The 12,709-nt window shown below is 59.2% G+C and carries 12 protein-coding genes; 4 read left to right on the forward strand and 8 right to left on the reverse strand.

The window, feature by feature from the left end; translation table 11 throughout:
- Positions 1-66 precede the first annotated feature (66 nt).
- Positions 67-948 (forward strand): metal-dependent hydrolase, encoded by an 882-nt coding sequence (locus VGU61_RS11105; protein ID WP_326859189.1) that lies wholly within the window; start codon positions 67-69, stop codon positions 946-948.
- An 18-nt stretch (positions 949-966) separates the two neighbouring features.
- Here VGU61_RS11105 and VGU61_RS11110 read toward each other — a convergent pair whose 3' ends face one another.
- From VGU61_RS11110 to VGU61_RS11125, 4 genes are all read right to left on the reverse strand, one after another.
- Positions 967-1,878, reverse strand: a complete 912-nt coding sequence (locus tag VGU61_RS11110; protein WP_326859190.1) for an alpha/beta hydrolase — start codon at positions 1,876-1,878, stop codon at positions 967-969.
- Between the two features lie 136 nt (positions 1,879-2,014).
- A complete protein-coding gene (locus tag VGU61_RS11115) occupies positions 2,015-4,414 on the reverse strand; it encodes a penicillin-binding protein 1A (RefSeq protein WP_414691623.1) in 2,400 nt (799 codons plus the stop codon).
- A gap of 132 nt (positions 4,415-4,546) precedes the next feature.
- Entirely contained in the window at positions 4,547-5,071 is a 525-nt protein-coding gene (locus tag VGU61_RS11120; RefSeq protein WP_326859191.1) for a glycine zipper 2TM domain-containing protein, read from the reverse strand.
- Positions 5,072-5,158: 87 nt separating this feature from the next.
- A complete protein-coding gene (locus VGU61_RS11125) occupies positions 5,159-5,992 on the reverse strand; it encodes a metal-dependent hydrolase (protein ID WP_326859192.1) in 834 nt (277 codons plus the stop codon).
- 178 nt (positions 5,993-6,170) lie between these two features.
- Here VGU61_RS11125 and VGU61_RS11130 point away from each other — a divergent pair, with 178 nt between their 5' ends.
- On the forward strand, positions 6,171-6,608 hold the full coding sequence (locus tag VGU61_RS11130; RefSeq protein ID WP_326859237.1) for an antitoxin Xre/MbcA/ParS toxin-binding domain-containing protein: 438 nt from the start codon (positions 6,171-6,173) through the stop codon (positions 6,606-6,608).
- Positions 6,605-7,309, forward strand: a complete 705-nt coding sequence (locus VGU61_RS11135; RefSeq protein ID WP_326859193.1) for an RES domain-containing protein — start codon at positions 6,605-6,607, stop codon at positions 7,307-7,309. Before VGU61_RS11130 ends, VGU61_RS11135 begins: the two co-directional genes overlap by 4 nt.
- Here the strand turns inward: VGU61_RS11135 and ybaL are convergent, their stop codons facing one another.
- A complete protein-coding gene (gene ybaL / locus VGU61_RS11140; protein WP_326859194.1) occupies positions 7,310-9,013 on the reverse strand; it encodes a YbaL family putative K(+) efflux transporter in 1,704 nt (567 codons plus the stop codon).
- Between the two features lie 187 nt (positions 9,014-9,200).
- Between ybaL and VGU61_RS11145 the strand changes: the two genes are divergently transcribed.
- Positions 9,201-9,686, forward strand: a complete 486-nt coding sequence (locus tag VGU61_RS11145) for a hypothetical protein (RefSeq protein WP_326859195.1) — start codon at positions 9,201-9,203, stop codon at positions 9,684-9,686.
- A gap of 40 nt (positions 9,687-9,726) precedes the next feature.
- On the opposite strand, the gene VGU61_RS11150 is transcribed toward VGU61_RS11145, so the two are convergent.
- The 3 genes from VGU61_RS11150 to VGU61_RS11160 form a co-directional block, all read right to left on the reverse strand.
- On the reverse strand, positions 9,727-10,107 hold the full coding sequence (locus VGU61_RS11150; RefSeq protein WP_326859196.1) for a response regulator: 381 nt from the start codon (positions 10,105-10,107) through the stop codon (positions 9,727-9,729).
- 262 nt (positions 10,108-10,369) lie between these two features.
- A complete protein-coding gene (locus VGU61_RS11155) occupies positions 10,370-10,615 on the reverse strand; it encodes a hypothetical protein (RefSeq protein ID WP_326859197.1) in 246 nt (81 codons plus the stop codon).
- A 76-nt stretch (positions 10,616-10,691) separates the two neighbouring features.
- Positions 10,692-12,698 (reverse strand): acetoacetate--CoA ligase, encoded by a 2,007-nt coding sequence (locus tag VGU61_RS11160; RefSeq protein WP_326859198.1) that lies wholly within the window; start codon positions 12,696-12,698, stop codon positions 10,692-10,694.
- Positions 12,699-12,709: the final 11 nt, after the last annotated feature.

Below are 12,709 nucleotides of genomic sequence, written 5' to 3' on the forward strand. Positions count from 1 at the left end.
ATGTGCAAAAACTTCTATACTTTGGCACAGCCCCACCGACATCCACCTCACCTTCGGAGACAACAAATGCCAAATAAGAACATGATGAAATTGTTGGCTGTGATTTTCGCCAGCGTCGCGGTATCCGCATGCAGCGGCCCGCAGCAGCAAACGCAAGCCGGCGCCGGTCCGGCCGCCGCCTCCACTGCAGCGCAGGGCGGGAAGACGCAGGTGCAATGGCTGGGACAAGCCGCCACCAAGATCACCACGCCGGGCGGAAAGGTGATCGTTATCGATCCCTGGCTGACCAGCAACCCGAAAACGCCGCCGCAGTACAAGGATCTTGCGGCGCTCGGCAAGGTGGATCTGATCCTCGTGACCCATGCTCATTTCGACCACTATGCCGACGCGCCGGCGCTCGCGAAGATGCATAACGTTCCTGTGTACGGTCCGGCAGGCATGAACCAGTCGATGATCACGCTCGGCATCCTGCCTCCGGCGTTATCCCAGCGCTTCGGCAAGGGCGGCACCATCATGCCTTTCGGCCCCGGTGGCGTGCGGATCACGGCCACCCGCGCCGAGCACAGCTCCGAACTGGTATGGCGCAATCCAGCGACGGACAAGGATGAAACCCACGTCGGCGGGGAGCCGGTCGGCTTCATTATCGAGCTGGAAAACGGCTTCAAGATTTATCACATGGGCGACACCGGACTATTCGGCGATATGAAATTCATCGGCGAGTATTACAAGCCCGACCTCGTCATGATTCCCATCGGCGGCCACTTCGTGATGGACCCAAAAGATGCAGCGGTCGCCACCAGGGATTTCCTGAAACCGAAGTTCGCCATCCCGATCCACTACGGCACCACTCCCGTGCTCAAGGGCACGCCGCAGGAATACACCACCGCACTGGGCAACGCGCCGGTCAAGGTACTGTCGATGCAACCGGGCGACAGCATGGCGTTCTGACGGTTTTTAATTGGAGAGTCAGGACGGCGCAGGCGGCGTCCACCCGAACACTTCGGCGAGCGCCTGCCGGTATTCTTCCGAGCCGACGCGCATGCTGTTATTATGGGTTCCGCCCTCGACCAGCAGCAAGCGCTTCTCACCCGAAGCGGCATCGAACAACTCCTGGCTGAAACGTGCCGGCACAAAACGGTCCCGGGTGCCGTGCACGAAGAGCATCGGCATGCGCACGTCGTCAATCTTGTCGATCGAGTCGAATTTCTGCGACATCAGCAGCTGCAGCGGCAACCATTCCGATGTCAGCGCGCGTGCAATGTCGGCCAGCGAAGTGAACGACGATTCCACGATCAGGCCGCGAGCCTGCGGCTGATCCGACTTGCTCAGCTCTGCCGCGAGATCCACGGCAATTGCGCCGCCGAGCGAATGGCCGTAGATGAACCTGCGCGCCGAATCCGGCTGAAGGCTGGCCATCTGTTTCCAGGCGACGCGCGCATCTTCGTACACCGTCTCTTCCGAGGGCAGGCCGCCGTCACTTTGGCCAAAGCCCCGGTAATCGATCGCCAGCACCGAAAAGCCGAAGTCATGCAACTGTTCGATGCGAAATGCCTGGCCGGTCAGGTTCCAGCGCGACCCGTGCAAATACAGCACGGCAGGCGCGTCCGGAGAGTCGGCGGGCCACCACCAGGTATGGATGTTTTCAGTCTTTCCCTTATTGTCGACCTGCAGGACCGATTCGGTCACGCCCTCGGGAAGACCGCCGTACCAGCTTGCGGTGCCGGCGGCGATGCGGAAGGTCAGCTCCCGCTCTTTCTGTGCAAGATGGCTGCAACCGGGACCGGCCAGCGCAACACCGAGGCCTGCAATCACGGCTAGCCGGATGCCGCGACGACGCACCCATTGCAGGGCAGATGAAACGAATGGTTGATTTGGCATGTAAAACGAAGAAGTGCAGTTACGAATCGGATATCGGCAAAGGATTATCGTTGCTCATTCTGCGAGCATCGACAAACTTTCTTCAGATCCGAAAATCGCCAAAACGTTCTGCCTTGAGCGAAGTAATGGGCGCGCCTCAGCCGCCGTACCCATAGATTTCCTGCATCCGCTTCTTCTCCTCTTCATCCTCCCGCGACGGCGGCGGAGGCGGATTGCCGAAGATCGGTGAACCGCCGAAAAGGCGTTCCCAGAAACCCTTCGGCCTCTCGATGCCCACCGACTCCACCGCATTTGCTTTCAGATATTCCTGGTACATCCAGTCGCCATTCGCCTGAACCAAGCCGGCCGGCACCGGCATTTGTACCTCGGGTTTCCCGCGCAGCGCGGTACGCATGTAATTGATCCAGATCGGCAGCGCCAGCGTGCTGCCGAATTCGCGATTCCCCAGCGAACGCGGATTATCGAACCCCATCCACGCAACCGCGACGATGTTGCCGCCGTAACCGGCGAACCAACCATCGAGCGCGTCGTTGGTGGTGCCGGTTTTTCCTGCCAAGTCATTCCTGCGCAGCTTCTGACTGGCGGAGTAGGCGGTGCCCGACCTGACCACGTCGCGCAGCATGCTGTCGACCACGAAGGCGTTGCGCGGATCGAGAACGCGGGCCGCCTGATCGCCTGCGCGCACCGGCACCGCCTCGGAAAGCAGATTGCCGCGCGCGTCGACGACCTTGCTGATCAGGTAAGGCGACGTCAGATAGCCGCCGTTGGCGAAGGCGGTGTACGCGCCGGCCATCTGCAACGGCGTGACCGCACCGGTCCCGAGCGTCATGGTCAGGTTGCCGGGATGCCGTTCGGCGTCGAAGCCGAAACGGGTGATGTAGTCGAGCGCATATTGCGGCGTGATGGTTTGCAGGATGCGGATGGAGACGAGGTTCTTCGAGCGCGTCAGGCCGGTGCGCATCGTGACCGGACCATCGAAGCTGCCGTCGTCGTTCTGCGGCTCCCAGGCCGGCGATCCGTTATTGCTTTCGATCGCCAGCGGTGCATCGTTGATCATGGTGGACGGCGACAGCCCCTTCTCCAGCGCTGCCGAATAAATGAACGGCTTGAAGGTCGATCCCGGCTGCCGCCATGCCTGCGTGACGTGGTCGAATTGGTTGATGCCGAAATCGAATCCACCGACCATGGCGCGGAAAGCACCGTCCTGGGCATCAAGCGCCACGAATGCAGCGGCGACTTCAGGCAGTTGGGTGATGGACCATTTTTCCTTTGAATCCTGCACGATCCGGATGATCGAGCCGGGACGAAGCCGGATCTTGTCGCGCGCCTTCGCCGCCAATGCAGATGCGGCGAAGCGCAAACCTTCTCCGGTTATCGTGATTTCCTCGCCGGACAGCATCGCCGCCCTCACCTGCTTGGGCGTCGCCGACAATACGACCGCGGAACGCAGATCATCGCTGTCGGGATGCTGGAGCAGCGTCTCGTCGATTACCTGCTGCCGCTCTTCGGCATCGCCGGGCAAATCGACGAAGGCCTCCGGTCCCCGATAGCCATGGCGCCTGTCATAGTCGAGCACGCCTCGACGCACGGCTTCATAAGCAGCATCCTGGTCCGCCTTCGTCAGCGTCGTATAGACCGAGATGCCGCGGGTATAGGTTTCCTCCTTGTACTGCGCGAACATCAGTTGGCGCACCAGTTCGGCGGCGTGTTCCGCATAGGTGCCGAAGCGCTTTCCGCTGGGGACCACCTTGATCGGTTCCTCGCTTGCCTTCGCATGCTGCGCTTCGGTGATGTAGCCGAGATCCCGCATGCGCTTGAGCACCTGCCGTTGCCGTTGTTTGGCGCGCTTCGGATTGACGACCGGATTGGCGGCGCCCGGCGCCTGCGGCAGACCGGCAAGCATCGCGGTTTCGGCCACGGTCAGCTGGTCCAGCGTCTTGCCGAAGTACACGCGTGCCGCCGTGCCGAACCCATAGGATCGGTTGCCCAGGTAGATCTGGTTCATGTACAGCTCCAGGATCTGGTCCTTCGTCAGCTTCTGCTCGATGCGATAGGCGAGCATGATTTCCTGCAGCTTGCGGGTATAGGTCTTTTTCCGGGTGAGGAAGAAGGTGCGTGCCACCTGCATCGTGATGGTGGATGCGCCCTGTGACCGGGCGCTGCGCAGATTGGCGATGCCGGCGCGTACGATACCGACCAGATCGACTCCGCCATGTTCATAGAACCGGTCGTCCTCGATGGCGATAACCGCCTGCTGCATCGATTTCGGAATATCGGCGATGGCTACGAATTCGCGGCGTTCATCGCCGAATTCGCCGATCAGTACGTTATCGGCGGTGTAGACGCGCAGCGGCTCCTTCGGACGGTAGTCAGCCAATGCATCGACCGACGGCAGGGTCGGCGCCAGTCCGATGAGCGCATACGCCAGCAACGCGGCAATGGCAATACCGAAGACAGCGCCAAGGGCGAGCACCCCATGCAGAATACGCCGGCCGACCGACAGCGTGGACCAGCGGGTGAGGTAATTCGAGATCAGTTTATTTACGCGCACTGCGATTTCCTGTGACGTTGCCGCGACAGGGCGACTTTAGCAGTCGGCGCGGCGCGGCGGCTTGCGGCATTCGGGATTCGATGCCGGCATTGCGCCGCGCCGCCGAAGTACGGCCGTTTAATAGCGATAGGCGCGGTCGTTTTCGATGCGAACGCGGCTGCCGACTTGCAGGTCCGCGACATTGTCCTGCACGATGGTGCGGTAGGCGCCATTGTCGAGACGCACGCCGATCTGGTAGGTATTGCGGGAACCGGTGTTATTGCGCTGTTCCATCTGATGCCCCACCACTGCGCCACCGACCGCGCCGGCAACGGTAGCCGCTTTCCTGCCGGTACCACCGCCGACCTGATTGCCCAGCAATCCGCCCACTACGCCACCGACCACCGCGCCAACCCCGACTCCACCGTTATTGCCGGCTTCGGCCTGGTTCATATAGATGGAATCGACGATGCCGACCGTGCTTGCGCTCGGCCGGCTGGGGTAAGTCTGCTGTGGATAGGTTTGCTGAGGGTATGTTTGTTGCGGATAGGCCTGCTGCGGGTACTGCGAGACCGGCACGCTGGAGTAGTTGGGTGTTGCACATCCGCTGAGGGCGAGGCTTACGAGCACCACGGCGGACAGGATGGTTTTGGATTGTTTCATGACAGCTCCCATTGACGATTGAGCTTATTAAACGCGCTGGGAGACGGGCAAGCCACTGTCATTCGGTAAAGATTGCAACAAGTTGTTTCATCTTGCGGGCTGCGCGCCGCCGACTTGTGAATATTCAAGCGCATTGTCGGTCAGCCAGCGCTGTGACAACTCGCTTTCATGCTGGTTCGGATGGAAATCCGGCCGGATGTAGTCGCGCCACGGCTGGAATGTCTGGCGGATCAGGCCGCGACGGCCAAACAGATAGGTGGCTGCGCTTCTCCATGTGCGCCATTGCCATAGCGTACCGTCATCCTTGAGGTTCTTTACCGTCTGCCGGATCGTATCCCCAAGAAATACCAGCGTGATTCGCTTGAACCATTTGATCCGCCATTCATGATTGCCGCCTAATGCCTGGTACAGATCGAATGCGGTGCTTTTATGCTCCGATTCCTCGGCGCTGTGCCACAACCACATGGTTTTGAGCCGAGGCTCGCATCCGTCGAGCAAATCATGATGGCGCAGCATCCATTCGGCGAGGATGGCGGTGAAGTGTTCATTTGCGGCGGTAATTGCCAGCCAGTGACGTGAATCGACGCCTTCCATCAGTTTCAGGCGGGCTTGCGCACGCGGCCCCCATTCATTCTTCAAACCCTGCTTTTCCAGATGCGTATTGAACAGGCTGTGTATGCGCCGGTGGGTTGCTTCCTGCCCGATGAATCCCTGAACTTCAGCTGCGAAACGTTCCTGCTTTTCAGGCGGCAACGCCTTGAAGCCATTTCGTACCGAGTCGATGAAGAATTGTTCGCCTACCGGAAAACTCATGGATAACGCGTTGAATAGTGCCGTGCGGAATGCATCGCCACCACACCAATGGCGCGCGAAAGGAGTCTCCAAGTCAATCAACAGCCGGCGTACTACGAGGGTGGTCATTCAAAAGCTCCATCTGAACAGTGTTTCATTAACGATAAACCAATGAACCGGAGGTGTAAATACATGCCGTCAAATTAGAGTCTCTCCACCATTGTGCATTCGATTTTCCAATATATTCGCTATTTTCTTGCTTTTCCGGATATGGAGTATAAAATCTCCACAAAAGGAGAATCTTGAAATGAACCTTGCCTTTGCTTATCCCCGCAGCCGCTTCGAACCGGCGGTCTTTGTCGATCTCAATGACAAATCGGAAAGAGAACGGCTCTCCAAATCCGCACTAAAGGGATTCTTCAAACTGGCCGAAGCATGGAAGCTTCGCGATGAAGATGCCCGCGAATTGCTGGGCGGCCTATCCAGCAGCGCCTTCTACGAATGGAAAAAAAATCCGGACCGGTTGCTCGAGGTAGACCGAATCACGCGCATTTCCTATCTGATCGGCATCTACAAGGCACTGCATATCATCTATGGCAAAAAACTGGCGGATGAATGGGTCACTCTACCCAATAAAAACGTCATCTTCGCCGGCCGTACACCTTTGGCCTATATGCAGGCGGGAGGCCTGATTGCAATGCAAACCGTGCGCAAACTGCTCGATGCGCGGCGCGGCGGTTTATGACCTCGGCCTTCCTGCCTGATCAACCCGCGATTACGCTACTCCGCCAGTTCGACACCTGCCGCCTGATTCCGTCGCGTTTCGTCGATACCGAGGATTCGGTCCTTGCGCCGCTTTCCGAGAATGCAGACCATCTGCGCGACCTGTTCGATCTGGACAACGCCACCAATGAACGTTTGCTCGGCGAGCATGGCGGATTGCCGGGAATCGGCATCGACGAACTGGTGTTCGGGGTGCCGAACTTTCGCATCATCAATGCCGCATTCACTTATCCCCGTCCTGAAGGAAGCCGGTTCAATAACGGCGACCGCGGCGCATGGTACTGCGCCTTCGAAATCGAAACCGCGCTGGCCGAAGTCATTTTCCACAAGACGGTCGAGTACCAGGAAATCGACCGCTTTGACGATTGCGTGACTTATCAGACCCTGCTCGCCGATTTCACCAGTGAATTTCATGACCTGCGCGGCTCGAACGCATTCCTGCCCTGCCTGGACCCGAACAGTTATATCGCGTCACAGCAACTTGCGGTGCAACTGCTGGAAGAGGGATCGCTCGGGATCATCTATCCCAGCGTGCGGCGCCCGGGCGGCACCAATCTCGCATGTTTCCGCCCTGCCCTGGTCGGCAACGTGCGGCGCGGCATCGCATACGACCTGATCTGGTCAGGCACACCCAAACCCGAGGTCCGGCCATTACGGCGTTAGTCAGGAATCGACCTGACTTTCCCTGCCGAGCGTCGTCAGCACATGTCGCGTCATGTTGAGCGCAAGTTCATGCTCACCGATGAAGACCTTGCCGGCGCTTTCCTTATTAAGCAGGCGCGCCTCCTCTTCACTGTGCGTACGCACCACGTTCTCGATTGATGGATTGAGCGCACGGGCGATCTCGATCATCTTGCGTACCTGAAAGGTTTCGGGTGTCGCGATCACCAGCATGCGTGCCCGTGCGATATGCGCCTGGATCAGCACGGCCGGTTCGGCTGCATTGCCCGCCACGGCGGGCACGCCTTCCTTGCGCAGGTGCTCGACGATGTCACGGTTCTGTTCAACCACCACGTAGTCGACACCGCATTGGGCCAGCGCCGCTGCGATACGCCGCCCGACCCGTCCGTAGCCGACCAGCACGATTTGCCCTGTAAGCTTGCTTTGGTCGACGGTGAATGGCAGTTCGGACAATGGATCGGTGCCCCGCTCGAACTTGCCTGCCAGCGGAGAGCGGGCGCGCAGCCAGGCCTGCAATGGATCGATCGCCTTGAAAATCAGCGGATTGGCTGCGATGGAGATGATCGCGCCGGCGAGAATGAGACTCTGTCCTTCGGTCGACAGCAGACCGAGCGACACGCCAAGCGCGGCCAGGATGAAGGAAAATTCCCCGATCTGGGCAAGGCTGGCGGAGACCGTAAGCGCCGTATTTACCGGATAGCGCAGGATGATCACCAGCAGGAAGGCGGCAAGCGACTTGCCGAAAATCACGATCGCCACGACAGCCAGCACCTGCATCGGCATCTGGACCAGCACCGCCGGATCGAACAGCATGCCGACGGAGACAAAGAACAGCACCGAAAACGCATCACGCAGCGGCAGCGATTCTTCCGCCGCGCGATGGCTGAGTTCCGACTCGCGCATCACCATGCCGGCGAAGAAAGCGCCCAGTGCGAACGACACGCCGAACAGTTCGGATGAACCATAGGCGATGCCGACCGCGGCAGCGATCACGCACAGCGTAAACAGCTCACGCGATCCGGTGCGCGCCACCTGCCAGAGCATCCAGGGAAACAGCCTGCGCCCGACTACCAGCATGAAACCGATGAATGCCGCCACCTGGCCGAAGGTAATGGCCAGCGTCTGCCAGAGCGGCGCTCCGTGTCCTGCGCCTTCGCCCTTGAGCCATTCCGCCAGCGGTGGCAACAGCACCAGCACCAATACCGTGACAAGATCTTCGACAACCAGCCAGCCGACAGCGATGCGGCCATTGACGGACTCCAGCAGCCCCCTGCCCTCGAGTGCACGCAGCAGGACCACCGTGCTGGCAACCGACAGCGCCAATCCGAACACCAGTCCGGCACCGATGGGCCAACCCCATAGCTGGGAAAGCCCCATGCCGAGGCCGGTGGCGACGATGATCTGGATCATCGCGCCGGGCAAAGCGATTCCTTTTACTTCGAGAAGATCCTTGAGCGAAAAATGCAGACCGACGCCGAACATCAATAACATGACCCCTATTTCAGCAAGCTGTGCCGCCAGCTCCACGTCCGCGACGAACCCCGGCGTGGCCGGGCCAATTGCGATACCTGCGGCAAGATAGCCGACCAGAGCCGGCAGCTTCAGGCGAACAGCGACCATGCCGAAGACGAGGCCGAAACCTAGAGCAGCGGCAATGGTGGTGATCAGGGTGATGTTATGGGGCATTCGGTCGGAGTTTCCTTTCTGATATCAACACAGGCGGCGATAAAGCGGAATTGCCGGAAAGTTAAAAGGGACAGATTTTAACAGCCGACGTACCCCTGACTTCCCTTGGAAACCCGGCAATGGAACTGGTATTGCCCAGATGGTCTAACTGACAACCGATCCGGATGGCAAATTACAACTTACAACCATGGCGCTAGTCACCATCAGCGAAGCGGCAAAGCTTGTCCGCAAGAATCGCACTACCATTTACCGCGACATCGAACGCGGACGTTTGAGCAAAACTGTTTCGCCCGAAGGCGAGACGAAGATCGACACTTCCGAATTGCTCCGGGCTTATGGACGCCTTCACCAGGAAGCGGAAGGCGACGAACCGTCGCGCGACAAGATACAGATCGCGTTACTCGAAGAAAAAAACCGCTCGCTGGAACGCGCGCTTGCGCTGGAAGCGGAATTGCGGCGCGTAAAGGATCAGGTCACCAATGAATTGCGGGCCAGGCTCGCCGACAAGGACAGCGTGATCAAGGTACTGGAAAGCAAAGTGCTTTTTCTCGAGTACGACAAACAGGTTGAAGCCTCTTCCGAACCGGAACAGGGTGAGCTTATGAAGACGCCACGGCCTCCCGATCCGGGTCACAGGAAAAAAAGCTGGTGGTCACGGCTGATCGGCAGGTAGCCGGGTGCCGGCAACCCACCTTACCTTGTCATGCTGCTTTTTACATGACCGGCGGACAGACCGCCTCGATCGCATTCTGCAATTGATCCAATCCGTAAGGCTTGGGCAGCAAGGTAAATTTGAAACTGGTCTTGTCGGTAACCAGGTAATTGAAACCGGAGGCGAAGATCACCTTGATGCCCGGTGTGGTTTTCACGGCGATTTCTGCGAAATCGATGCCGGACATGCCGGGCAACTGGATATCCGCAAACAGAATGTCAAAATGCCGGGTCTTGAGCGGTTCGTCCGCCTCTTCCGCACTGCTTACGCAATGAGGATGGTGGCCGAGCAGACCAAGCATCTGGCAGAGCATTTCCTGGGTACTTTTGTCGTCTTCGACGACGAGAATATGAAACGATGAATTTGACGAACTAGTGGTCATTGACAGGATTTCGATTGAACAATCGGCATGTGGCTGCAAAATGCCGGCATCGGAATGCCGAGATGACCGCAGACTAACGGTACGTTTTCCACTTAACTACGCAGGCTTTAATTTCCACATGGAAAAATCTGCTTTCACGAGGCGCAATTTTCGCCCGATTCCGTAACAACGACAAGACACTTTTGTTTGATTTTCGGAAACGGCTGATTTTTATCAATGTCCTGTGTTTTTTGATGAATTCGGGTTGGTGCCACTTCCGTTTCTATGCCAGCAACTCGTCAACCATGGAATAGCCTTTCACGAATCCCGCTTCAACGGCAGCTTCTTCTGACGGATAGTCTCCATCGTCGCCCGAACGGTCCGACAGTTCGCTGGCACTCCCCGCATCTTCGCCGGGCTGGGCGATGCGAACGCTAAAGTCCCAGCTTCCGTCGGCGCGTGGCAGTGCGGTGACATGCACGTCCATGCCCTTGTACGACTCGGTATGCCAATCCTGTCCATCATTCATGCTGCGCTCCTGTATAAGGTGTCGTTAAGGTGTCCCGCCATGGTAGCGTCGTACCGCCGGCGGGCATTGACCCCGCTCAGCCTGATGTTTCCTCGGACGCGTTGCGTGCAGCCGCGCCGGCGCTGCGCCGCCGGGCGAAGTCGATGAAATAAGTCAGGCTTCCGGGGTTGGCCATCGCATCCGGATTGGCCACCTGCTCGACCGCCATGCCCAGCAGCAGCTTCTTGACCGGCAATTCCATCTTCTTGCCGGTGAGCGTGCGCGGCACCTCCCCTACCGCAAACACGTCGTTGGGGACATGGCGTGCCGATAGCGCGCTGCGGATGCTGTCATTGATGCGCTTTACGAGTCCGTCGTCCAGAACGACGCCGGGGCGCAGTACGACGAAGAGTGGCATATAGGATTCGCGGCCGAGATATTCGAGATCGACCACGAGGCTGTCGAGCACTTCGGGCAGGCTTTCCACCACGCGGTAGATCTCGCTGGTGCCCATGCGGATGCCGTAACGGTTGATGGTGGTATCGGAGCGGCCGTAAATCACCGCACCGCCGCGCGGCGTGATGCGCAGCCAGTCGCCGTGGCGCCACCAGCCGGGATAGGTGTCGAAGTAGCTTTCGTGGTAACGCTTCCCGTCCGGATCGTTCCAGAAGTACAGCGGCATCGATGGCATCGGCTTGGTGACGACCAGCTCGCCGACTTCATCGGTCAGCGGCCGGCCTTGATCATCCATCGCGTACACCGCGATGCCGAGGCCGCGGCACTGCATTTCGCCCGCATACAGCGGCAAGGTGGGGCAGCCGCCGACGAATGACGCTGCAATGTCGGTCCCGCCGCTGATCGACGCGAGCAGGATGTTTTGCCCGAGCTGCTCATATATCCAGGAGAATGCTTCCGCCGGCAGCGGCGAGCCGGTCGAGCCAATGGTCCTGAGGCGGCTGACATCGGCAAGTTTCGCCGGTTCGATGCCCGCTTTCATACAATTGGCATAGTACGCGGCGCCGGCACCGAAGACGGTGAGCTTCGCGGCGTCGGCGAATTTCCAGAGGGTGCCGAGATCGGGGTACCCAGGGTTTCCGTCGTAGATGCAGATGGTCGCGCCGACCAGCAATCCGGTCACCTGGCTGTTCCACATGATCCAGCCGGTGGTCGAGAACCAGAGGAAGCGGTCGGATTCGCCGATGTCGTTTTGCAGGCCGTGCCCCTTCAGGCTTTCCAGCAACGTGCCGCCCTGTCCGTGCACGATGGGCTTCGGCATGCCGGTGGTGCCCGACGAGTAGACCACCCACAGCGGATGGTCGAAGGGAAGCTGTTCGAAAACCGGGTCCAGGTCATGGCCCAGCAGGGATTGCCAGTCGTGTGCACCGGCAACCGGGCTGTCCGGGTTCAGGTAAGGCAGGGAGACGACGTGCTCCAGTGTAGGGAGCGACTTGATCAGCGTTGCCAGCACATCGCGCCGGTCGAAATCCTTGCCGCCATAACGGTAGCCGTCAACCGCAATCAGTACCTTCGGTGCGATCTGCCCGAACCGGTCCACCACGCTGGCCGTGCCCATATCGGGCGAACAGCTCGACCAGATCGCACCGATACTTGCACAGGCGTAGAACGCGACGACGGTTTCAGGGACGTTCGGAAGGTACGCGACCACCCTGTCGCCCGGACCAACGCCCATGCCGCGCAACGCGTGGGCCACGGATGCAATCTGGCGCCGCAATTCGCGCCACGACATCTCGGTCAGTGGACGCAGCTCGGATTGCGAGACGATTGCAGCCCTGTCCAGATCGTCCAGATGAAAACGGAAAAGCTGCTCGGCGAAATTCAGGCGCGCTCCTTCGAACCATTTCGCGCCGGGCATTTTTTCTTCATCCAGTACGCGGGTATATGGCGCGGAATGACGGATATCGAAATAACGCCAGATGGATGTCCAGAAGGCGGACAGGTCATCCACCGACCATTGCCACAAGGCGTGATAGTCGGCAAGCGCGAGATTGTGTTCGCGTCCAAGCCATTTGATGTAATCGTGGATCCGGCTTTGCGCAATGCGTTCGGGGCTTGGAGTCCAGAGTAGTTGCGGTGTGGGGCTCATGTTTTCGTCTC

The sequence above is a fragment of the Noviherbaspirillum sp. genome (genome assembly GCF_035944575.1).
Classification (GTDB): Bacteria; Pseudomonadota; Gammaproteobacteria; order Burkholderiales; family Burkholderiaceae_D; genus Noviherbaspirillum.

What these genes read in the sequence shown, in the direction of transcription:
- VGU61_RS11130 (WP_326859237.1), top strand. Translation starts at nt 6,171, where the DNA reads ATGAACCTTGCCTTTGCTTATCCCCGCAGCCGCTTCGAACCGGCGGTC.
- VGU61_RS11145 (WP_326859195.1), top strand. Translation starts at nt 9,201, where the DNA reads ATGGCGCTAGTCACCATCAGCGAAGCGGCAAAGCTTGTCCGCAAGAAT.
- VGU61_RS11135 (WP_326859193.1), top strand. Translation starts at nt 6,605, where the DNA reads ATGACCTCGGCCTTCCTGCCTGATCAACCCGCGATTACGCTACTCCGC.
- VGU61_RS11105 (WP_326859189.1), top strand. Translation starts at nt 67, where the DNA reads ATGCCAAATAAGAACATGATGAAATTGTTGGCTGTGATTTTCGCCAGC.
- ybaL (WP_326859194.1), bottom strand. Translation starts at nt 9,013, where the DNA reads ATGCCCCATAACATCACCCTGATCACCACCATTGCCGCTGCTCTAGGT.
- VGU61_RS11120 (WP_326859191.1), bottom strand. Translation starts at nt 5,071, where the DNA reads ATGAAACAATCCAAAACCATCCTGTCCGCCGTGGTGCTCGTAAGCCTC.
- VGU61_RS11155 (WP_326859197.1), bottom strand. Translation starts at nt 10,615, where the DNA reads ATGAATGATGGACAGGATTGGCATACCGAGTCGTACAAGGGCATGGAC.
- VGU61_RS11125 (WP_326859192.1), bottom strand. Translation starts at nt 5,992, where the DNA reads ATGACCACCCTCGTAGTACGCCGGCTGTTGATTGACTTGGAGACTCCT.
- VGU61_RS11160 (WP_326859198.1), bottom strand. Translation starts at nt 12,698, where the DNA reads ATGAGCCCCACACCGCAACTACTCTGGACTCCAAGCCCCGAACGCATT.
- VGU61_RS11150 (WP_326859196.1), bottom strand. Translation starts at nt 10,107, where the DNA reads ATGACCACTAGTTCGTCAAATTCATCGTTTCATATTCTCGTCGTCGAA.
- VGU61_RS11110 (WP_326859190.1), bottom strand. Translation starts at nt 1,878, where the DNA reads ATGCCAAATCAACCATTCGTTTCATCTGCCCTGCAATGGGTGCGTCGT.